Source organism: Mycobacterium sp. IDUB_39, from assembly GCF_055419205.1.
In genome coordinates this window covers 110,366-130,467 of the sequence record NZ_JBVAXF010000006.1, presented here as the reverse complement: position 1 = coordinate 130,467, position 20,102 = coordinate 110,366, and the positions used below count along the sequence as shown (strand labels likewise).

Annotated in this window: 19 protein-coding genes and 1 pseudogene; 10 read left to right on the top strand and 10 right to left on the bottom strand. The window is 63.1% G+C overall.

What is annotated here, in order from left to right; genetic code table 11:
• Nucleotides 1-161: 161 nt before the first annotated feature.
• The 4 genes from ACZY0X_RS22495 to ACZY0X_RS22480 all read right to left on the bottom strand — a co-directional run bounded on the left by ACZY0X_RS22495 (nucleotide 162) and on the right by ACZY0X_RS22480 (nucleotide 5,605).
• On the bottom strand, nucleotides 162-1,058 hold the full coding sequence (locus ACZY0X_RS22495; protein ID WP_463773568.1) for a dioxygenase family protein: 897 nt from the start codon (nucleotides 1,056-1,058) through the stop codon (nucleotides 162-164).
• Nucleotides 1,055-2,116, bottom strand: coding sequence for a maleylacetate reductase (locus ACZY0X_RS22490; RefSeq protein ID WP_463774082.1), 1,062 nt, complete (start codon nucleotides 2,114-2,116; stop codon nucleotides 1,055-1,057). The genes ACZY0X_RS22495 and ACZY0X_RS22490 overlap by 4 nt, the downstream gene beginning before the upstream one ends.
• Nucleotides 2,110-3,903, bottom strand: a complete 1,794-nt coding sequence (locus tag ACZY0X_RS22485) for an FAD-dependent oxidoreductase (RefSeq protein WP_463773567.1) — start codon at nucleotides 3,901-3,903, stop codon at nucleotides 2,110-2,112. Before ACZY0X_RS22485 ends, ACZY0X_RS22490 begins: the two co-directional genes overlap by 7 nt.
• Before the next feature lie 154 nt (nucleotides 3,904-4,057).
• A complete protein-coding gene (locus tag ACZY0X_RS22480; protein WP_463774080.1) occupies nucleotides 4,058-5,605 on the bottom strand; it encodes a helix-turn-helix domain-containing protein in 1,548 nt (515 codons plus the stop codon).
• A gap of 235 nt (nucleotides 5,606-5,840) precedes the next feature.
• Between ACZY0X_RS22480 and ACZY0X_RS22475 the strand changes: the two genes are divergently transcribed.
• The 4 genes from ACZY0X_RS22475 (at nucleotide 5,841) to ACZY0X_RS22460 (ending at nucleotide 10,011) form a co-directional block, all read left to right on the top strand.
• A complete protein-coding gene (locus tag ACZY0X_RS22475; RefSeq protein ID WP_463773565.1) occupies nucleotides 5,841-7,451 on the top strand; it encodes a class I adenylate-forming enzyme family protein in 1,611 nt (536 codons plus the stop codon).
• The gene (locus ACZY0X_RS22470; RefSeq protein WP_463773564.1) at nucleotides 7,408-8,646 is read left to right on the top strand and encodes an FAD-dependent oxidoreductase; all 1,239 of its coding nucleotides are present in this window, start codon (nucleotides 7,408-7,410) and stop codon (nucleotides 8,644-8,646) included. Before ACZY0X_RS22475 ends, ACZY0X_RS22470 begins: the two co-directional genes overlap by 44 nt.
• 34 nt (nucleotides 8,647-8,680) lie before the next feature.
• Entirely contained in the window at nucleotides 8,681-9,145 is a 465-nt protein-coding gene (locus ACZY0X_RS22465) for a MaoC family dehydratase (RefSeq protein WP_463773563.1), read from the top strand.
• 71 nt (nucleotides 9,146-9,216) lie between these two features.
• The gene (locus ACZY0X_RS22460) at nucleotides 9,217-10,011 is read left to right on the top strand and encodes an IclR family transcriptional regulator (RefSeq protein WP_463773561.1); all 795 of its coding nucleotides are present in this window, start codon (nucleotides 9,217-9,219) and stop codon (nucleotides 10,009-10,011) included.
• Here the strand turns inward: ACZY0X_RS22460 and hcaB are convergent.
• The 3 genes from hcaB to ACZY0X_RS22445 are packed head-to-tail and all read right to left on the bottom strand — an operon-like array spanning nucleotide 10,008 to nucleotide 12,637.
• Entirely contained in the window at nucleotides 10,008-10,838 is an 831-nt protein-coding gene (hcaB, locus tag ACZY0X_RS22455; protein WP_463773559.1) for a 3-(cis-5,6-dihydroxycyclohexa-1,3-dien-1-yl)propanoate dehydrogenase, read from the bottom strand. The genes ACZY0X_RS22460 and hcaB overlap by 4 nt on opposite strands.
• 25 nt (nucleotides 10,839-10,863) lie before the next feature.
• Nucleotides 10,864-11,853 carry a VOC family protein gene (locus tag ACZY0X_RS22450; protein WP_463773556.1) on the bottom strand — a complete coding sequence of 330 codons (990 nt, stop codon included), beginning with the start codon at nucleotides 11,851-11,853 and terminating at the stop codon, nucleotides 10,864-10,866.
• Nucleotides 11,804-12,637, bottom strand: a complete 834-nt coding sequence (locus ACZY0X_RS22445) for an alpha/beta fold hydrolase (protein WP_463773555.1) — start codon at nucleotides 12,635-12,637, stop codon at nucleotides 11,804-11,806. Before ACZY0X_RS22445 ends, ACZY0X_RS22450 begins: the two co-directional genes overlap by 50 nt.
• 284 nt (nucleotides 12,638-12,921) lie before the next feature.
• On the opposite strand from ACZY0X_RS22445, the gene ACZY0X_RS22440 reads away from it, so the two are divergent.
• From ACZY0X_RS22440 to ACZY0X_RS22430, 3 genes are read left to right on the top strand one after another with little or no spacing between them, the layout of a single operon-like run.
• Nucleotides 12,922-14,262 (top strand): aromatic ring-hydroxylating dioxygenase subunit alpha, encoded by a 1,341-nt coding sequence (locus ACZY0X_RS22440; RefSeq protein WP_463773554.1) that lies wholly within the window; start codon nucleotides 12,922-12,924, stop codon nucleotides 14,260-14,262.
• Complete coding sequence (locus ACZY0X_RS22435) at nucleotides 14,259-14,828, top strand: aromatic-ring-hydroxylating dioxygenase subunit beta (RefSeq protein WP_463773552.1); 570 nt, start codon at nucleotides 14,259-14,261, stop codon at nucleotides 14,826-14,828. The genes ACZY0X_RS22440 and ACZY0X_RS22435 overlap by 4 nt, the downstream gene beginning before the upstream one ends.
• Before the next feature lie 6 nt (nucleotides 14,829-14,834).
• A complete protein-coding gene (locus tag ACZY0X_RS22430) occupies nucleotides 14,835-15,218 on the top strand; it encodes a bifunctional 3-phenylpropionate/cinnamic acid dioxygenase ferredoxin subunit (protein WP_463773551.1) in 384 nt (127 codons plus the stop codon).
• Nucleotides 15,219-15,273: 55 nt separating this feature from the next.
• On the opposite strand, the pseudogene ACZY0X_RS22425 reads toward ACZY0X_RS22430, so the two are convergent.
• The 3 genes and pseudogenes from ACZY0X_RS22425 to ACZY0X_RS22415 form a co-directional block, all read right to left on the bottom strand.
• Nucleotides 15,274-15,581 (bottom strand): annotated as a pseudogene (locus ACZY0X_RS22425) (TetR/AcrR family transcriptional regulator); the annotation flags it as partial.
• A 192-nt stretch (nucleotides 15,582-15,773) separates the two neighbouring features.
• A complete protein-coding gene (locus tag ACZY0X_RS22420; RefSeq protein ID WP_463773550.1) occupies nucleotides 15,774-16,415 on the bottom strand; it encodes a 3-oxoacid CoA-transferase subunit B in 642 nt (213 codons plus the stop codon).
• Nucleotides 16,412-17,188 (bottom strand): CoA transferase subunit A, encoded by a 777-nt coding sequence (locus tag ACZY0X_RS22415; protein WP_463773548.1) that lies wholly within the window; start codon nucleotides 17,186-17,188, stop codon nucleotides 16,412-16,414. The genes ACZY0X_RS22420 and ACZY0X_RS22415 overlap by 4 nt, the downstream gene beginning before the upstream one ends.
• Before the next feature lie 111 nt (nucleotides 17,189-17,299).
• On the opposite strand from ACZY0X_RS22415, the gene ACZY0X_RS22410 reads away from it, so the two are divergent.
• From ACZY0X_RS22410 to ACZY0X_RS22400, 3 genes are all read left to right on the top strand, one after another.
• A complete protein-coding gene (locus ACZY0X_RS22410; protein WP_463773547.1) occupies nucleotides 17,300-18,202 on the top strand; it encodes a LysR substrate-binding domain-containing protein in 903 nt (300 codons plus the stop codon).
• Between the two features lie 271 nt (nucleotides 18,203-18,473).
• Nucleotides 18,474-19,244 (top strand): MlaE family ABC transporter permease, encoded by a 771-nt coding sequence (locus tag ACZY0X_RS22405; RefSeq protein WP_463773545.1) that lies wholly within the window; start codon nucleotides 18,474-18,476, stop codon nucleotides 19,242-19,244.
• Nucleotides 19,241-20,086 (top strand): ABC transporter permease, encoded by an 846-nt coding sequence (locus ACZY0X_RS22400; RefSeq protein ID WP_463773544.1) that lies wholly within the window; start codon nucleotides 19,241-19,243, stop codon nucleotides 20,084-20,086. Before ACZY0X_RS22405 ends, ACZY0X_RS22400 begins: the two co-directional genes overlap by 4 nt.
• The last annotated feature ends 16 nt before the right edge of the window (nucleotides 20,087-20,102 follow it).

The window sequence follows — 20,102 nt, the reverse complement described above, 5'->3', positions numbered from 1 at the left end:
CAGAACATCGCTGTTGAACCCGGTTGGTTCAGCGGCACTTCTCAGTACATCGAAACAGGTGCTGTAATACAGGCTCGTCGCGCGCTCGTCACGAAACCCTCCCCTTGAGCCTGACCCGCTGCGCCTTCAGCGACGACGCAAGTCCGGCGTCACCGTTGCCGTCACACCTGTGCCGGAGCCAGCACGATGTCGAAGCGGACCCTCGACCAGGTGCCCTCGATTGGCCGGCCTCCCGGCGCCGAGGTTCCAGCAGGCTGTCGGCGGAATTCCTTCACCAGCCCTTCTCGCACGCCGAAAACACTATCCTTGTCGAGCAATTCGTCACCGTGGACGAAGATATGGGTCACCAACCGCCGACACCCGGGTGCGGTCACCATGAAATGCAGATGTGAAGCACGCATCGGTGACCTACCGACCGCCTCCAACATCCTGCCGACGGGGCCGTCGTGCGGAATCGGATACGGCGTAGGCGTCACCGCCCAGAAGCCGTAGCTGCCATCCGCGTCGCTAAACAGATGCGCTCGGGCTGCCATTCGATCATCGCCATACTGCACGTCGTACATTCCGTCGTCGTCGGCCTCCCAAACCTCGATCTTGGCCTGGGGAATCGGGTTACCATCGGCATCGGTTACGGTTCCCTCCACCCAGCACGGTTCGCCGGATGCACCGCCGGAAATATCCCCACCGATCCCGACTTCGGGACTCCCCTCAACGAAGAATGGCCCAAACACAGTCGCTTCGGTGACATTCCGGTATGCCTCGTTGTTGATCGTGATGGTCTGCATCGACGCGCCGAGCACATCGGACAACAGGATGAACTCCTGGCGCCGGTCGTCGGTGATATGACCGACCTGGGTGAGGAAATCGATTGCGGTGCTCCATTCGACCTCAGTCAACCGGACCTCACGGAGCAACGCGTGCAGATGGTGTACCAACGCCTGCATCAGTTCCTTGAGTCGAGGTGCGGCGCACTCATCAAACGACCGGAGCACCCGTCCTACGAGTTCAGCTTCCCGACGCTCCTGTTCGCCATCGGTATCCGGGCATAAGCCTGTCATCGTGCAAGATCTCCTTCCCATGCCGCACGAAGCAATGCAGCAGTGTTCTCCCGCGTGAGCCGGGTCGGATTAGTGGTCTGCACGGCGGCCAGCACAGCGTCGACTGCCTCGTCGATGCCGCTTTCGGGCATACCGAGGTCACGCAATGCCATCGGCGCAGACAACGCGGCCCGCAGCGAGGCCAGGCCCTGGTTGGCCGATGGAGCGCCAAACGCCCGGGCAATTCGTCGTTCTGCCTCGGGCGCATTCGGAGTGTTGAAGGCAAGCACGTGCGGCAGTACGACGGCATGTGTCTGGGCGTGGGGCAGATTGAACATTCCGCCCAGCACATGGCAAATCTTGTGATGCAGTCCCGCACCGGCCGATGCGAAGGCCATCGCGGACAGATATGCACCCTGCAGCGCGAGTTCACGCCCCGGCAGCTCAGAGGGCGCAGTCACGACCGCCGGCAAGCCAAGGTTGAGAACGCGGATTCCCTCCTCCGCCAGCACCGCGTTGATCGGATCCTTCCGAGGTGCCCACATCGAATCCATGCAGTGCGCGAGGGCATTGAGGCCGCTGGCCGCGCTGATGCCGGCAGGGAGGGTCAGGGTGAGCGACGCGTCGTACACAATGCAACGTGGCAGGACCCGATCGTCGGCGCCGGTGACCTTTCGGGCCCCGTCTGTAAGGCCCCACACGTTGGTGGCCTCCGAACCCGAGTAGGTGGTTGGCACCGCAACAATTGGCAGCCCGCTGGTCAGCGCGACGGCTTTGGCCAGCCCGGTGGTGGATCCGCCTCCGATCGACACCAGCGCGTCAATTCTCCTATCGGCGGCCACCTTACGTGCATGGTCAGCAACTTCGAGGGGAACGTGCATGGCGACGTCGGCATGCCAGACCGTGACCGGCAGAGCCCCAACAAGGGATTCCGCCAGCGGATTCTCCGCCGGCGCCGCGATCACCATGATCCGCTCAGCGCTCAAGCCGGCGATCTCCTCCGCCAGGCCCTTGCCGCCTTCTCCTGACCCGAACCGAACCCGTTGGGACTTTGTTTCATGGACGAAGCCCATCAGCAGCGTCCCAGGACTTTCGCGACCACCGACCGAAGTACCGCTTCAGGATCATCCGGCAATGTCATTGAACGCCAGGCGATGTGCTTGTCTGGCCGAACCAACACGGCACCCGACTCCTCCACCTCGCGAAGCCTGGCCCAGTCGTAGTAGAGATCAGTCACGTCCCGGCCCGGACCTATCACCACCGGGATGATCCGGATCCCGAGTTCGTGGCTGACCGTGTGCGCTGCGCTGGCCCACGCCTCACCGGCAATTCCGGTGATCAGCGTCCACTGGGTATACGCCGCCACATCCATGATCGCTAGCCTGGTCGTGTTGTCACCGACCCATGCATGCGGCAGGTGCGAGCCTGGAACCGTCGACATTTCGTAGTACAGGTCTGGGTCCCGCACCGGGGTCGGCAGTCGCGAGCCGTCGGAGATCACGGCATCAGACTGGTAGAACTGACCGAGATCGACACCGTGAGCATTGAACTCGTAGTTCTTGAGGTTCATCGCCTCCACCAGTGCAACACGCTTCGCTGCGCCGTCGGCGGTGTTGTCCTTGCGTTCCTCGATTCGTGCCGCCATCTCGGCCTCGCCCTTGGCGTCCAGAAGACCCAATGCCTTGAAGATCTCGACGAACTCTCGGCTCGACTTGTTGGCACGCTTGACGATTCTTTCGGCGACCGGCGCACGCTCAACCGAGTACGTACCGAGTAGGCTCTCATCGGCCTCCCCTTTGAGAACGGCAGCGAGTTTCCACGCCAGGTTGTAACTGTCCTGGATCGAGGTGTTGGATCCGAGTCCATTGCTCGGCGGATGCCGATGCACCGCGTCACCGACACAGAAGACCCGGCCGCTCTGGAGACGCGTGGCGTACATCTTGTTGTTGCCCCACAGGCTCGTTCCGGTGATCTCGACGTCCAGGTCGGGCATACCCAGCAACTGACGCACTATCCTGACGGCCTCTTCATCGTCGACGACGGGTGGCGCCTCGTTGATGTCGTAGCCCCACACGATGAGCCACTCGTTCCACGGTCGCACCATGCGAACAAGTCCCGCGCCGATCCCGCCCACGTTCGCCCCGGGCTGCACGACCCAGTACAGGACCGACGGACGATGTCCGACATGGGCGGCGATATCAGCTTTGAAGGTGATGTTCATCGAGCCGGCGACGTCCATCGCACCTTCGAAGGGCAGCCCGATATCGGCGGCCACCTTCGACCGCGCTCCGTCTGCACCGATCACATACTTCGCCCGGATCGCGTACTGCTGGCCGGTGAGCCTGTCAAGCACCTCGACCGTAACTCCGGCCTCGTCCTGGGTATGGGAAAGGTACTCGGTGGAAAACCTCGTCTGAGTGCTGCGCATGGTGGCGTTGCGCACCAGAATCGGCTCCAGGTACGTCTGCGGGATGTCGACCGTTAGGCAGGGCGAAGCCAATTGGTAATCGGCCTCGCGATCCGGACGCGTGCCCCAGGTGCGGATGCGGCCGATCTCCTCACCGGCGATCGAGGTGCAGAACACCGTGTCACCAACGAGTGCGTGCTCGGTCGCGTCCGCCAGCACCTGGTCCTCGATTCCCAGGTCCCGGAATATCTCCATGGCACGTTGATTGGTGATGTGTGCCCTAGGCGTGTTGGCGGTCCAGCGATACTTCGTGATCATGATGTTGTCGACGCCGAGCGTCGACAACATCAGTGCGGCCGACCCTCCCGCCGGGCCCGACCCGACGATGAGAACGTCGGTCTCGACCTCCACGGAATCGGGCAGCGCGGTTTCGGTCAGCCCGTCCTTGAATTCCGGCACGTGCTCAGCACCTTCCTCGTATGCATCGGCGGTGATATCGCGCGGCTGCCGTTGCGGGGAGAGATGGCCAGCCGCCGTCACTCGAATTCTGCGGGCGGGGCAGCGAGAAAGAGACGGTCGAAAGCGACGAACGACTCACCAGTCGTTGGATGTTTCAGCCGACGACGCCGCGCAGCCTCAACGCCAGCAGCGTGAAGAAGCGGATCTCCGGGTCATCAAAGTCGGCGCGCAGAATCCGACCGATCCTGTCAACGCGATAACGCAGCGTGTTGACATGCAGGTGCAATGCGCGCGCAGTCTCCGCGATGCGCCGGTCTCGTTCCAGGTACGCCCGCAGTGTATTCACCAGGTCGGAGCCGTCACGTGCGTCGGCCTGTATCAGGGGACCAAGCGTTTCCAGTACCGCAGATCGCAGCGCATCCATGCCGCCAACGTGTGCGAACAGCCGGTACATGCCGAGTTCTGCCACTGTGACGATCGTCTTGTCAGCTGTGCTGTTGACAGCGACAGCCCGCGCGAACATGGCCTCCCGAACCGCGGTCGGATAGTCGGCGGCCGTTCGGCATGCCGGCCCGATCCCGGCGGTCAGTCGCTGTGGTCGGCACGCTGCGATGATCGATTCGACGTGCCCGCGCAACTGTTGCTCGTCAGACTCGGTCGGCAATGGCCACAACAGGATCACCTCGCCGTCATAGGTGGTCAGCTGCCCCCCGCTGGTGCGCGACTGCATCTCACGCTGGATCCGGTCCAACAGCGCCCGGTCTGCGGGGGTATCGCGACCGAAGCTGACGATGACGCGCGGCACGGCAGGGTTCATCCCCAGCAGGGTGGCGCGCTGCCAAATCCGCTCCAGTTCAGGAGTGTCGCCCGCAAACAAGCTGTGTACGAATTGGTCGGTGAGTCGAATCTCGGTCTCGACCTGGGCGCGCTGGCGATGAAAATCGATGCCGATGAGCCGGGCCAATGATTCCAGATGTCCCTCGGGCAACTCACCTTCGGCCAGCAGAACGGCAAGGTCGGCCCCAGGAATACGTGCGTAGGGGCCCACTGGAGCCTCAGGCGGATCCTCGGGAAGTGCGGCACGCGTTGTTGGCTTACCCGGTCTGGGCAATCCTTCTACATGAATGCGGACGCCGAGCTCATCGGATGCCGCCTCGAGTCCGGAAGCCAGTGGCTGGCCACGCAGCATCGCAAGGGTGAGCGCATCGGTAGCGCGATGAAGCCGGTCGGTGGCGCGTGCCCGCTGCAGCTCGAGTTCAACGTGCAGGGCGAGATCATCGCGCTCCCTGAGCCATTCACGTAGCATCCGCGCGATTCCCGCAATAGAGACCAGAACTTGCAGTTCCTTCTCCGAGAAGCGCCGGCTGTGACGGGTGAAGACGAAGAGGACGCCGACCACGCCATCGGGGCTCCGAATGGGCGCGCCGGCCGCAGAGATGATGCCCTCGGAGCCGAACAGTGAGGCAAAGGTATCGACGGCACGCGCATCGGCGCCATAGTTCTCGGTGGCGACCGGGACGTCACCGGCGACGATCTCCGCCGATAGCCCCGCGCCGGGCGGAACTATCGACTGCACGTGCGATTCCGGCTGCGCGAACCCCGCGATCGCCGTCATACGAAGCGCGCCGTCAACAAGATCAAGCCAGAATGCGGCATCCGCTCCGAGTAGGGACCTGGCCGCAGCCAACGTAGCCGACTCCACGTCGGCGGGAGCGCGCGCCGCGACGACATCGCGAAGGGCGGCAAGCAGGTCGAGGTGCCCTTCGGCCGACCGCGAGCGCGAGATCACGACTCGACCTTAGGGACGGTCATCACGCACGTCACGTACAGATCATACGAAGAACCCCCGATCTTTGGGCGATTCCGTACATATGTTCCTTGGCGGTCGCGATGCGACTGTGGCGTTCTACCGATTCGACGCGCAGGAGAGGACGGCCATGAGCGAACGCGAATCCAGACAGCCGGCACAGACCGTCTACCGGGCATTCCGCGGAGCGGCGGAGCAACACCCCGAGCGGGAGTTCGTCGTACACCGCACTACCCGCCACTCCTGGGGCGACACCCTTCGACAAGTCGACCGATGCGCGAGAGCGTTGCAGCGCGCCGGCATCAACGCCGGAGACCGGGTGGGGATCCTCAGCCCGACCCGACCGGAGGCCGGTATCGTGCTGTTGGCGTGCGCAAAACTTGGCGCGGTCTACCTCGGAATGGGTACCCGCCTGCAGCGTGCCGACATGGACTACGTGTGCGCGGACGCGGGGCCGCACCTGACGTTTGTGATGTCAGACCCCGCACTCGGCGACCGTACGGCTGACATGGTCGCCGCCGCCGCCGCTCACCGACTGGCCCATCCGCTAGTGCTGTCGCTCACCGTGGACGGGTCGCTATCCCCCGAGTTCGAGGCGTTCCTGTCTGTCGGACACGATGAGGACGAGGACCTACCAGAACCCGACCAGTTTGACCCGCTGGCCATCGTGTACACGTCAGGCTCAACCGGAAGCCCCAAAGGCGTTGTGTTATCACATCGGTCGTTGCTCAACTACCGGCATCTACTGCAACGCAACCCCTTACACGCACCGCGCCTCGTCTCAGACATGCCCATCGACCACATCGGGTATATCGGCAACGAGTTGATCGCTGCCATTCTCAGTGGCGGCACGATGATCCAGGTTCCGCGCTTCGACGCCCTTGAGGTCGCCGAGGCGATCGAGCGCGAGCGTGCAACGGTGTGGATGGGAGCCATTCCCACCATGCTCAATCGCGTTGTTGCCCTCGACGATCTCGATCGCCGCAACCTCTCTAGTCTCGAATTGGTCTGGTGGGTGGGCCAAGTCCCCGAGCGCACGGTGGCTACCGTGGCGGGATTCTCCGACGACATCGGCGCCTCCTACGGGATGTCCGAGATGTGCTGTATCACCCTCACCGACCCTGGAGTGTCACCCGCGCAGGCGATGACGACGGTGGGTCGGCCACTCGACGACATCGAGGTCAGATTCCGACCAGTGGCGGGCGAGCAGCGCGACGGCGAGATACTACTGCGGCGAGTCGGGATGATGGCCGAGTACTGGGGCAAGCCCGACAAGACCGCCGAGGCCATCGACCCCGAAGGCTGGTTCCACACCGGAGATCTCGGCCACCAGGAGGAAGACGGCAGCCTCGTCATAACCGGGCGCTTGAAGCTGCTGATCCGGTCCGGTGGCTACAACCTGTCGCCGTTCGAGATCGAATCGGTCATCGAATCCCACCCGGACGTGGCGATGGCGGTAGTTGTTGGACTGCCAGATCCGGAGTACGGCGAGACGGCACACGCCGTATGGTCGCCAACCGAGAATGCCAGCGCGCACGAGGATGACCTGCGGTCATACTCGCGGGAACGACTGTCCGGGTTCAAAGTTCCCAAGCGATTCCACCTCGTCGAGCGGATCCCGCTGCTGGCCAACGGAAAACCCGACCGCGTCGGTATTCGCCGGCTGCTCAGCCACAGCCTGCCGGATGCCGAGAATCATGATGCCACCACCAGTCGCGAGGAGACCATGCATGACCGCTGAAACCTACCCACTGGTCGTCGTCGGGGCCGGTCCGGTGGGCCTGACCGCCGCCCTGGCCGCCCGGCATCATCAACTGCGGGTGCTGGTTGTCGAAGCTGAACCCGAGGACCGCATCCGTCCCGGAAGCCGAGCCACGTTCCTCTTTCGGGAGACGCTCGACCTGCTGGAGCAGATCGCTCCCGGCGTTACCGCGCAGATCGTCGATAGGTCCAACAGTTGGCACTCACTGAGGACTACATACGCCGGAAAAGCGGTGTACTTCAAGAAGTTCCCCCCCTCTACACCGGGAAAGTTCGGAGCTTCGATCTCACAACGCGATACCGAGCAAATGCTACTCAGTCGCTGCCTCCAGGAAGGTGTCGAATTCCACTGGAATGCGGCGGTGTCCGGCGTGGAGTCGTCGGCAACAGGGGTAACACTCGCGCTGCCCGATGGAAACTCGGTGAGCACGTCGTACGTCGTGGCGGCGGACGGGGCTCGGTCGGCCGTGCGGCGTGCAGTCGGCATCGAGCTGGATGGTGACCGCTCGGATTCCAATTTCATCATCGCCGATGTCGACGAGGACCCCACGGCCCCATTGGAACTGACGCGAACATTCCATTATCGGCATCCCGCCGTGGGCGGGCGGAACGTGCTGATGGTGCCGTTCGGCGGAGGTTGGCGAATCGACCTCGAGTGCCTTCCGGGCGAGGATGCCACGCCGTGGATACAGGAACCACTGCGTTCTCAATGGATCGGCGCGGTGGCCGGTGCCAAGTACGCCGACAAGGTCTCTTGGGTATCAACGTACCGATTCAATCGTTCGGTAGCCAGATCGTACACAGACAAGCACGCCCGAGTGGTGTTAGCCGGTGAGGCCGCCCACCTTTTCCCGCCGTTCGGCGGCGGCCGCGGGCTCAACTCGGGGGTACCGGACGCAATACTCACCGTCGAGGCGATCGCGAATGCGTTGGCCAACCCTGACGCTGCCCGACATCTGATCACCACGGTAGCCGAAGACCGCAGGCGGGCCGGCTTGGCCAACCGGGACGCTGCATCAGCCGCATTGACGCATATGGAGGCCGCAAGCTGGCGGCTTCGAGCCCGCCAACGACTGGCCGCAATGTTGGCCCCGTGGTTCAGCTCCTTCGGAGCGTGGCTCGACCGGGGCCCGATGGGCCCCAATGTTCCGGTGACCGAGCGTTCGCGCTTCTGACGGGACCCGCAGCACATCGATCAAGGAGAGCAGAATGCGCCACATCAATGGAATACAAGGTCTGAAATCTCTTGTTGGCCAACATATCGGGGTCAGCAGATGGGTCACCATCGACCAACCGCTGATCAACTCATTTGCAGACGACACCTGGGACCACAACTGGATTCATGTCGATCCGGCGAGGGCTGAGACAACCCCGTTCGGCGGAACCATCGCGCACGGTTACCACTCAATCGCCCTGATCGGTGGCCTGATCCAGGAGATCTTCCTGATTGACCATCTGCGCATGGGCCTCAACTATGGAGTCAACAAGGCCAGGTTTCCGCAGGCCGTGCCGGTGAACTCCCTTGTGCGGCTCGCGGTCGACTTGGCCGAAGTGGTGGATTCCACCACCGACGACGGATCCGACGCACACTACCGCTGCGTCGTCGAGGTGGATGGCTTCAACAAGCCGGCATGCGTCGCCGACATCGTGTTCCGTTACTATCCGGAGCAATGACTGATGCTGTGTAACACAATACTTCACCACTTTCCGGCGGACTTCAAGCACTTTCAGTCAGGCAGGATCCGATGAATCAACCAGCGCTCCTCCTCGAGGATTTTGCAGCTCCGGAGGAACCACAGACCGGGTCAGCCCCCACCAATGCTGTCGGTCGCACCCTCGATGTCCTCGGTGCGTTCGATGGATCACGAACCGTCCTTGGTGTCAGTGAGGTTGCCGCTAGAGCCGGAGTTCCAAAGTCCACAGCCCACCGCCTGCTCAGTATCATGGCGCAGCGCGGGTTCGTGCGGCGGACCGGCAACCGTTATCGTCTGGCGGAGAGGGTATTCGAACTCGGGTCGCGGTCCCTCGAACCGAGGGGACTGCGCGAGCGTGCCATTCCTTTCATGGCAGAGCTTCAACACGCATCGCTCGAGACGGTGCATCTGGCCGTCCTGCACGGTACCCAGGTTCTGTATGTGGAGAAGATTTACGGACACGGCACGACGCCAATCCCGACGATGGTCGGCGGCCGCAATCCGGCCAGCTGCACCGCCCTGGGAAAGGCGATCTTATCGCGTTCGCTTGACGAAACAGTCGATAAGGTCGTCAGCGCGCGACTACCTCGCCTGACTCCCAGGTCCCTGCACACGCCGGATGCGTTGGTCCGCAACATATACCTGGCCCGGGACGACGAAGTTGCCGTCGAGTACGAGGAATGCCGCACCGGACTGGCTTGTGTCGCTGCCCCAATCATCAAGCCGAGCACCGGTGAGGCAGTTGCGGCGCTGTCGATCAGCGCACCTACATCCCGGTTCAACAAGCGGCTCTTCGCAGCGCAGCTGTTGAAAGCCACCGGAGCGCTAACACGCACGGTGGTCTAGCGTCGCGAGCCGAGGAGATCGGACTGCACCGCCTCCGCCAGCCGGCGTCCTCCGACGCCCATTCCGCCATCGCAGTTGTGCACTGCGCCGGTAACCGTCCGCCCGTCGGCACGCGAAGCCAGCAGAACGTAGTGACCGGTGTAATCTTCTGGGCGCAGCGGGATCTCGAGTGGCGATAGCCGCTCGACGAGCCTATCCACCGGCAGCGAATCGAACGCCGTGTCTTGTAGCTGCAACGCTCGTGGGCCCCGCAGATCACTCGGCATTCCTCCAGTTGCCACACCATTTACCCTGATGTCGGGGCACAGCTCGTAGGCGAGTTGCTTCACCAGGCCCACCACCGCATGTTTCGACGCCGTGTAGAGCGGACCTCCTCCACCTGGCCAGAACCCGGCATTGGACACCGTGAAGATGATGCCCCCTTTCGTGGCCCGCAGCTCAGGTAGTGCGGCCTTTGCGCCCAGCAGGTACGCCTTGACGTTCAGCGCGAAGACTTGATCGAATGCCTCGGATATCCGTTCTGCGGGCAGGTCTTCCAGCGACGTGCCGAAGTCCCACAGTCCGGCGTTGCCGACGAACGTGTCCACCTTCCCAAAAGTGTCGACCGTCTGCTGAACCGCTCGCTGGTTGTCGGCAAAGCTCGTCGCGTCGCCCACCACGACGCTGACCCGCTCACCAAAACGATCAGCAAGCGCTTGCGCCTTGCCCTCGTTCAGTTCGAGAACGCCGACTGAGGCGCCCTCGGAGATAAAGCGCGCAACGATGGCGCGCCCCAGTCCCGACCCCCCTCCGGTGACGAGTGCGACCTCATTGTTCAACCAGCCCATTGCATCTCCCTGCGTCGTTGCCGCCCTATACATCTGGCATGTCGGGATCACGGTGCTCGGTGTGCCGGTGCCCCCAATAGCTGGCCGCGTCATATCGGGTAGGCGTCCAAGTCCTATCGTGGACCAACTTGCCGCCGTAGCCGTATTCGATCTCGAACCCCGATGGAGTCTTCACGTAGAAAGACAGCATCTCGTCGTTGGTATGCCTACCGAAATCCAGCACGAGGGGCGCGGCACCGTCACGGGCTCTATCACACGCGCGCCCAACAATGTTCAAATCGTCGACTTCCACCATCAGGTGTCCGACACCGGTCGGCAACCCGGGCAGTGCCGCGAAGGCAAACGAGTGATGCCGTTCGTTGGCATGCAGGAACGTCGCGCTGGCGCCCGGGGCGAAGTCGATGAAATCGCTGAGTCGGAACCCAAGAATGTCCTGGTAGAGCGTAGCGAAAGCACCACCTTGGTGAACGATTTGAAATACGTGGCCCAACCCGCAGTCGCCTGTGACGAAACGAGCCCCCGTCGGTGAGACGAACGGAGCGATGGGCTCTTTCATACCCCAGAACAGCTCGATTCGATGCCCATCGGGATCGTCGAACTCGATCAGCCCGCTGACGTCGCGGCGGGCCGCACTGTCAATGCCGGCCCGGTTGACGGAGTATCCGTTGACCTGCAGCGTCGTCGCAAGCACTTCGAGTTCGCGAGGTCCCCTGACCTCCCAGCCAACAACGGAGACCGCGTCGGCGGCACCGCGCCGGACATCGATCCGCCAGGCCCTCTCGTCGAGCCGAAACAGACACCGTTCCGGGGTCCGCAGCACCGCCTGCAAGCCGAGCAGGTCGCAGGCGAACGCCTCCCACGCATCTAGGTCGGTCGCCTCGATGACCACGTATCCGAGCCCCATAACGTCAGCCATACCGTGTCCTTCTCTCGTTGATCCGTAATCTCTTCTATGGCAATTGAAATCAGCGATTGGCGATGAAGTCGGCCACCAGCCGATTGAACTCGTCAGCATGTTCGAGCTGCAGCCAATGACCGCAACGGTTCACCAGGACAAGACGAGAGTCGCGGATGAGTGAGACCAACTTCAGCGAGCCCTCCCACGGCACCACCCGGTCATCTTTGCCGTGCAAAATCAGCGCCGGCGCGGCTATGCCGGCAATTTCGTCGGCGGTGGCCTGGCCGATACCGGCGAGCCCGGCCAGTAGGAAGTTATGTAGGTGCTCCGGGCGACGCAGGGCCGATTCTGATCGTTGCCGGACCAGTTCATCAGTGGCATTTGAGGCGTCGTGGGTCATCACCTCGACGAGTGCGCGCATAGTCTCCAGCGACGGATCCTGGTAACCCGCCACCAGGATCTTCAGCCCCTCCGTCAACCCGTCGGCGCCGAACAGCGCCGGTCCCGGCGCCCGCGCGCCCATCGTGACCAGGTGCGATACCCGGTCTGGGTGCTTAGCCGCGAACTGAATCGAAGTGCCACCACCCATCGAGTTGCCGACGATCGCTGCCTTCTCGATCTCCAGTGCGTCGAGCAACTCCAGTGCCGCAGCAACGTGATCGCGCTCATCGGGTTTGACTGCGTCGGATCGGCCCCACCCGGGCATGTCGGCGGCGATGACGCGGAAGCTGTCGGACAGCGCCTCGATGTTCGGGCTGAAGTTGCTCCATCCGGTGGCACCCGGGCCACTGCCGTGCAGCATCAGGATCGGATGTCCCGCACCAGCCTCGTTGCAGTAGATCTGCCAGTTCTTGGTCTGCACAACCCGTCCGGTTCCCCCGTCGGTCAAGTCCTGCGGCATAGATGTCTCCTTCATGATGCGGGTGGCCGTCCCGGTTCGCGGGGCGATTGGTTCACTGCCCAGGCTGCGCGGTCGAGGGCCGTCGGCAAAGGCAGCCGTTCCGCCCCATGGCACAGCACGTAGGCGGTGTCCCGAAGCTCGGCGGTACCGCTAGCGACATCGCTCGACCCCGGGGAGCCAGCATTGGTTCCGAACGGTGGAACGCCCCGCAGCCATATCGATGGCCGGGCGCGCAGCCTTAGGAACCCAGCCCCGACCAAACCTCGTGCAGGTTAGGAGTGACCATGATCGATTTCACCGAACTTGTCGACCCCGAGACAGGTTGGACCAGCCCACGGATATACACCGACCCGGAGATATACGAGCGTGAACTCGAGAACGTCTTCGGTAGGAGCTGGCTGTTCCTGGCCCACGATTCTCAGTTGCCCAAGACGGGCAGTTTCGTTCAGACCTACATGGGCGAGGACCCGGTGCTCGTCGTTAGGCAGCGCGACGGGTCAGTCAAGGCGTTCCTGAACCAGTGCCGGCATCGTGGGATGCGGATCTGTCGCTCGGACGCGGGTACGAGCAAGACATTCACCTGTACATATCACGGCTGGGCTTACGACCTCGAGGGCAACCTGATCAACGTGCCCTTCGAGGACCGCGCCTACCACAACCAGATCGATAAGAGCCAATGGAGCGCCCTCAAGGTCCCGCGGGTGGCCAATTACCGGGGCTTCCACTTCGGCACCTGGTCGGAGGAAACGCCGGATTTCGAGAACTACCTCGGCGAGATGGCCTACTACTTCGACGCTCTCGCTGACCGATTCGATGGCGGCCTCGAGTTCGTCAGCGGCGCCACCAAGTGGGTCATCGACTGCAACTGGAAGTTCGCCGCTGAGCAGTTCGCCAGCGACATGTATCACGCACCGGTGTCGCACGCCTCGGCCCTACTGGCCTTGATCGACGACCCCAATCCGCCGAATCCACTGAGCGACCCGAAGATTCCCGGGCGTCAGTTCGCCGGCAATGGCCACGGCTCCGGAGGCTTCTTCCTGCCCGAGCCGGTTGTGAAGATGGCGGAATCGACCGACACCATGTACGAGTGGCTGAAGAGCCGTGAGGATGAGATGGTCCGTCGCCTTGGCGCCGACCGGGTGAGCAAGGTCAGCTTCACCCACAACACGATCTTTCCCAATTTCTCTTGGCTTGGAGCGCATTCCACAATTCGGGTATGGCATCCACGTGGCCCCGGCCAGATTGAGGTGTGGGCGTGGACCTACTTGCCTAAGGACGCGCCTCCGACAGTGAAGGCAGAGATCCGGCGGTTGACCCAGCGAACGTTCAGTCCCGCCGGCGCATTCGAGACCGACGACGGAGAGAACTGGACGGAGATACAGGCGGTACTGCGTGGCTTCAAGGCCCGGCAGAACCGGTTCCACACCGCCATGGGGCTGGGATTCGAGGAACGGGATTCCCACGGCCTACCGGGATTGTCCAACGATATCTACGCTGAGACCGCCGCCCGTGGCTTCTACCGGCGCTGGGCCGATCTGCTCGCAGGAAAGGCGTGGACAGACATCCAGCAATCCGACGAGGTGTATGCCCAAATCGTGCACAGTGAAAAGGATGTGACCGCATGACTGGATCCGAGAGCAAGGAGGCGGCCAAGCCCGCGTTCCGGACTACCGGTGTTCAGACTCAGTACGACGTCGAGCAGTTTCTCTACGCGGAGGCCGAACTCCTTGATCAGCACCGCTATTTGGAGTGGGCGGAACTGTTCACCGAGGACACCCACTACTGGGTTCCCACGCGGATGACGATGGCGAATCGGGAACTCAGCCGCGAGATCGCCGGTGAGAACGAAGCGGCCATCATTGATGACGACAAGTTCTACCTGCGGGGCCGCGCGCGTCGCTACAGTTCGGGAATCTCATGGTCGGAGGAACCGCGGTCACGTACGCGCCGCTTGATCACCAACGTCCGCATCAGCCGTCGGAACGACTCTGACGAACTGGAGGTCGCGTCCAACTTTTACGTGTACCGCAGTCGGCTGGAGCGGCATCAGGACTGGTTCGTCGGCGAACGATTCGATGTGCTGCGCCCAGTCGACGCGGCGTCGAGCGGCTACCCGTATGCGATCGCCTCGCGCAAGGCCGTGTTGGAGCAGAGCACGCTGCTGAGTCCCAGCCTAAGCATCTTCCTGTGAGTTGAAATGACTGAATTCGAAATCGACAATTTTCCTGCTATTGCGGATAAGCAGTGGGTACGCGCCTGTACATCCTCCGATATCCCGGAGGATGGGGGCTACCGGATCGACACCACGCCCCCGGTCTCCCTGTTCGCGGCGGCTGACGAGGTCTTCTGTATCGATGACACGTGTACACATGAGACCTACTCACTCGCCGACGGCTGGGTTGAGGACTGCACGGTGGAGTGCAGCCTGCATATGGCGAAGTTCTGTCTGAGGACCGGCGCGCCATTGTCGCCGCCGGCCGCGGTGGCGGTGGCCGTGCATCCGGTGGCCCGTGTCGGTGACGATCTGTTCATCGCCCTGCCACCCAGTTACCTGGCGGGCCAAGACAAGTCCGTCCGCTGACAAGCGGCCTCCGGGCGGGAGCTGCCCGTGTCCATTCTGAACTGGTCGGCCTGAACCCCTCGAGCTGCGCCCAGCTGATCATGCGGAGGTGCTCGGGTCGGCGGCACGCCAGATCGAGATCTCGCCGACGAATTCAGGCACCATGTCCGGGCGCAGCGTCACCGCGCGGAAGAACTCAGCACCATCAGCGGCAGAGACCTCACGAATGAGTGTCTCCCTGTCGCCGAAGTGCGCGTAGGGGCGCTCCTTGCTGGCGTGGGCAACCCGGGCTATGCGGTCGATCCGCGCACCCGCCAATCCGTACTGCGCGAATTCGAGTGCGGCTTTCAGGATTTCGCCGCGAAGCTCAGATGAGCTTCTCACATCACTAGCATGTGTAGGCGAACTAGTTCCTGTTATACAGTCTCCGCAACGTCCTGGTGCGCTGGCAGGGCCGCGCCGGATTCGCCCGCGTATCGGTGGAGAGCGACTACCCGATTGTGCCCGTGGCACTGGCCGGCGGCGGCGACGACGACGACGCCAACATGTATCGGAGGCCGATCACCCGCGAGCAGATCAGTTCAACGCGGAATCGGATACCGGCGCGGCCGTCCTGGCGACCACGTCGCCATAGTCCACGCCGGGCGCCAATTCCACGATCTGGAATGCTGCGCCATCAGCGTCGAACACGCCCAGCTCGGTGATCACGCGACTGACCACACCGCGGCCGGTCAGCGGCAAGTCACACGTGGTGACCAGCTTTGCCGCACCGGACTTGGTGGTGTGGTCTGTCAGCACAATCACCCGGTTGGCGCCGTTGACCAAATCCATGGCCCCGCCCATGCCTTTGACCAAAGCTCCGGGGACCATCCAGTTGGCCAAGTCACCACTCACAGCGACCTGCATCGCGCCCAGCACCGCGACGTCGACATGGCCGCCGCGGATCATGGCGAAGCTGGTGGCCGAGTCGAAATAGGAGGCGCCGGGATTCACCGAGACCGTCTGCTTCCCAGCATTGATCAGATCGGGGTCGACGTCCTCCTCGTCCGGGAACGGTCCCACCCCGAGGATGCCGTTTTCGGCGTGCAGAACGACATCGGAGCCCTCGGGCACGTAGTCGGGGATCAAGGTGGGCAGACCGATGCCGAGATTGACATAGTCGCCGGCGTTGAGCTCTCGGGCGGCCCGTGCAGCCATCTCACCACGTGTCCAGCTCATTGCGCGCCCTCTCGCTGTCGCGTGATGCGCCGCTCGATGCGCTTGCGCGCGGCTTGTTCTGGGGTCAGTTCGACGATGCGCTGAACGAATATCCCCGGAAGGTGAACCTCGTCGGGATGCAACGCGCCGACTTCCACCACACGCTCGGCCTCAACGATGGTGACCCGTCCGGACATCGCAGCGAGCGGATTGAAATTGCGTGCCGCGGCATGGAATCGACAGTTGCCGGCCTTGTCCGCAACGGCGGCGCGAATGAGCGCATAGTCGGTGACGATCGCTTCTTCGAGCACCATTTCCTTGCCGCCGAAGCTGCGAACTTCCTTCGCAGGCGAGGCCGTCGCCACCTCACCGCCGGGCAGGTAGCGCCACGGCAGTCCGCCCTCCGCGACAAGGGTGCCCACGCCGGTTGGCGTGAAGAAGGCCCCAATCCCACTGCCGCCGGCGCGCATCCGCTCTGCGAGGGTCCCCTGTGGAGTGAGCTCCACGGTCAACTCGCCGGCGAGGTACTGCCGCGCGAACTCCTTGTTGTCGCCCAGGTAGGAGGCGATGACTCGGGTGATCCGGTGCGCTTCGAGCAGCAGGCCCAGTCCGGCGCCGTCGACGCCGCAGTTGTTGGACACGACAGTGAGGTCTGCGGCGCCTTGCTCGAGCAACGCCTCGATAAGGAACCATGGGATTCCCGCGAGGCCGAACCCACCGACGGCGAGGCTGGCGCCATCGGGCATGTCAGCGACTGCCGCGGCAGCCGACGCCACCACCTTGTTCAGGGTCACGACTTCTCCCGGTATCCGATCGCTATGTGGTCCGCAGACCAACGTAAGCCGATTGACTGATATCGGGAAGTATCCATTTGATAGCGACTGAGACTCTGCAAGTATGAATCCATGGAGCTCCGTCATCTTCGCTACTTTCGGGCGGTCGCTGAGGAACTGCACTTCGGACACGCCGCCGACCGATTGCACATCGCGCAACCTCCGCTGTCGCACCAGATTCGCCAGCTCGAGCGCGAACTCGGAGTGAAGCTTCTTGTCCGCAGCACCCGGCGGGTCGAGCTGACCTCCGCCGGCCGCGCATATCTGAGCCGGGTGATCTCTATCCTCGACGCCGTGGATGACGCGGCCGCGCAGGCGCAGCGCATCGCCGGCGGCACGGAAGGCCGCATAGCGATCGGTTGTGTCGGGTCGGCGACGTATTCGCTTCTCCCAAAGCTGGTGCGCGCGCTGCGCGAAGGCCTGCCAGCGGTCGACGTGCGCATTCGCGGTGAGATGCTCGCACCGGCCCAGGTGGAAGCCGTGCTCGCCGGCGAGATCGATCTCGCCCTGCTGCGGCCGCCTGTCGAACAGCCCGGCCTCGTCGTGGAGAAGGTCCGCCGAGATCGATTCTTGGTAGCACTGCCCGAAGGCCACCCGGTGGCGGCGAACTCCGAACTGCGCGTGACGGATTTGAGGCATGAGCTGTTCGTAGCGCACGCCGGCCATGGCCGTTCTGCGATGAGTGGGGTGTTGAGTTCATTGTGTACCGATGCGGGCTTCGTGCCGCGAGTGCGTGACGAGGTCGAGGAGACCTCAACACTCGTCACGCTTGTCGCTGCGGGACTCGGGGTTGCGATCGTCCCGGCGCCGACGGCTGCGCTAGACGTCGCCGGGGTCTGCTATCGACCACTCGTTCCAGACCGGCTCGGGATCGATCTGGTGGCCGCCTATGCACCGCGGGCAAAGTCCCCGCTCATAGCCCACGTGCTCGCCATTCTGCGAGACGTAGCCCGAGACGATTCCACAGCCGGGTAACAGCTTCGCCGTCAGACCGATCGGCGAACTCGTCGGGTCAGGCCGGCAAAGGCGTTGACACTCGCTGAAAAGAGCCGTGCCACTGTGCGGCACAGGTGCGCGACAAAGCATGGCGCAAAGGAGTTCCCTCTGTTGGTGATCGCGTTCACCGCACCCCCGCCCGGTGGTCGCGATCACAACAGTCGATCGCAGTCAACCGCAGAGCGGGTTACCCAAGGAGAGCGATGAGCCGCCGAGCCAGACAGCGGGCGATCGGAACAGCGAGGTTCCCATGGCAGCGCTGACCCCGATCCTGGCTCGGCCGTTGCGAGGAGTAGGCGGGTTCTTCGCAATGTCGATCGACACACTGATGCTACTACCCCACAGGCCGTTTGCCTGGCAGGAGTTCCTGCGGCAGTCGTGGTTTGTCGCGCGGGTGTCGTTGCTGCCGACATTGCTTCTCGCCATACCCTTTTCGGTGCTTCTGGTGTTCACGTTCAATATCCTGCTCACCGAGTTCGGCGCTGCGGACTTCTCCGGCACAGGTGCGGCATACGGTGCGGTCACCCAGATCGGCCCAACGGTGACCGTACTCGTGGTCGCCGGTGCCGGCGCGACGGCAATGTGTGCGGATCTCGGAGCGCGGACGATACGCGACGAGATCGACGCGATGCGGGTGATGGGAATCAACCCGTTGCAAGCACTGGTCCTTCCGCGGGTGCTAGCTGCGTCCTTTGTCGCGGTGATGCTGTCGTCGGCGGTGATCCTGGTCAGCTTGGTCGGCAGTTTCATCTTCGGTGTTTTCATCCAGAATGTGACTCCGGGCGCCTTCACCGCGGGCATGACCCTGTTGACCGGCGTTGGCGATGTCGCCGTTGCCTTGATCAAGGCCGCGTTGTTCGGCCTGTGCGCCGGTCTCATCGCCTGTTACAAGGGTCTGTCGGTGGGTGGCGGCCCCGCCGGAGTGGGGCTGGCGGTCAACGAAACGGTCGTCTTCACGTTCATGGCCCTGTTCGGCATCAACATCATCGCTTCTGCTGTCGGGATCGAGGTACTGAGTTGAGGACGGCGACTCCCCCGTTCCGCCTGCAGCGCCGCCTATCCCGATGGGCGGCAGGTCTGGACCGTCTGGGTTTGCAGACGCTGTTTTACGGAAACACGCTGCGTTCAACGGGCATCGCCGTACTGCACTACCCCACAGAGATCTTGCGGCTCATCGCCCAGATGGGATTCGGGATCGGGGCACTCGCCGTGATCGGCGGGACGGTGGTCATCGTCAGCTTTCTCACCGTCTCAGTGGGCGCCCTTGTCGCGGTGATCGGATACAACCAGCTGTCCCAAGTGGGGGTCGAGGCACTGACGGGGTTCATCTCGGCCTTCTTCAACGTGCGTTTGATCGGGCCGCTGATCGCCGGGATAGCCCTGGCCGCCACTATCGGTGCCGGCGCGACCGCCCAACTCGGCGCGATGCGAATCAATGAAGAGATTGATGCCTTGGAGGTGATGGGCGTGCGTTCGGTTTCCTATTTGGCCTCCACGCGGCTGATTGCGGGGGTCATCGTGGTGGTCCCGCTGTACTGCATCGCGCTGATGAGTGCGTTCGTCGCGGCCAAGGTGGGCACAACGGTGTTCTATGGCCAATCTGTCGGCGTCTACGACCACTACTTTTATACGTTTCTCAATCCCAACAGCGTGATCTGGTCGTTTCTGTTGGCCGTCACCATGGCAATCGTCATCATGCTCGTGCACACCTACTACGGGTTCAACGCTGCCGGCGGCCCGGCCGGTGTCGGTGAAGCGGTGGGTCGGTCGGTGCGCGCTTCGCTGATCGCGGCGACCGTGATGACAATGTTCGTTTCACTGGCGATCTACGGCCAGTCCGGCGACTTCAACTTCTCGGGCTAGCCGGTGAATCAGTCGC

What these genes read in the sequence shown, in the direction of transcription:
- ACZY0X_RS22495 (WP_463773568.1), bottom strand. Translation starts at nt 1,058, where the DNA reads ATGACAGGCTTATGCCCGGATACCGATGGCGAACAGGAGCGTCGGGAA.
- hcaB (WP_463773559.1), bottom strand. Translation starts at nt 10,838, where the DNA reads ATGGGCTGGTTGAACAATGAGGTCGCACTCGTCACCGGAGGGGGGTCG.
- ACZY0X_RS22405 (WP_463773545.1), top strand. Translation starts at nt 18,474, where the DNA reads ATGGCAGCGCTGACCCCGATCCTGGCTCGGCCGTTGCGAGGAGTAGGC.
- ACZY0X_RS22410 (WP_463773547.1), top strand. Translation starts at nt 17,300, where the DNA reads ATGGAGCTCCGTCATCTTCGCTACTTTCGGGCGGTCGCTGAGGAACTG.
- ACZY0X_RS22420 (WP_463773550.1), bottom strand. Translation starts at nt 16,415, where the DNA reads ATGAGCTGGACACGTGGTGAGATGGCTGCACGGGCCGCCCGAGAGCTC.
- ACZY0X_RS22470 (WP_463773564.1), top strand. Translation starts at nt 7,408, where the DNA reads ATGATGCCACCACCAGTCGCGAGGAGACCATGCATGACCGCTGAAACC.
- ACZY0X_RS22430 (WP_463773551.1), top strand. Translation starts at nt 14,835, where the DNA reads ATGACTGAATTCGAAATCGACAATTTTCCTGCTATTGCGGATAAGCAG.
- ACZY0X_RS22465 (WP_463773563.1), top strand. Translation starts at nt 8,681, where the DNA reads ATGCGCCACATCAATGGAATACAAGGTCTGAAATCTCTTGTTGGCCAA.
- ACZY0X_RS22450 (WP_463773556.1), bottom strand. Translation starts at nt 11,853, where the DNA reads ATGCTGACGAGTTCAATCGGCTGGTGGCCGACTTCATCGCCAATCGCT.
- ACZY0X_RS22445 (WP_463773555.1), bottom strand. Translation starts at nt 12,637, where the DNA reads ATGCCGCAGGACTTGACCGACGGGGGAACCGGACGGGTTGTGCAGACC.
- ACZY0X_RS22460 (WP_463773561.1), top strand. Translation starts at nt 9,217, where the DNA reads ATGAATCAACCAGCGCTCCTCCTCGAGGATTTTGCAGCTCCGGAGGAA.
- ACZY0X_RS22475 (WP_463773565.1), top strand. Translation starts at nt 5,841, where the DNA reads ATGAGCGAACGCGAATCCAGACAGCCGGCACAGACCGTCTACCGGGCA.
- ACZY0X_RS22440 (WP_463773554.1), top strand. Translation starts at nt 12,922, where the DNA reads ATGATCGATTTCACCGAACTTGTCGACCCCGAGACAGGTTGGACCAGC.
- ACZY0X_RS22435 (WP_463773552.1), top strand. Translation starts at nt 14,259, where the DNA reads ATGACTGGATCCGAGAGCAAGGAGGCGGCCAAGCCCGCGTTCCGGACT.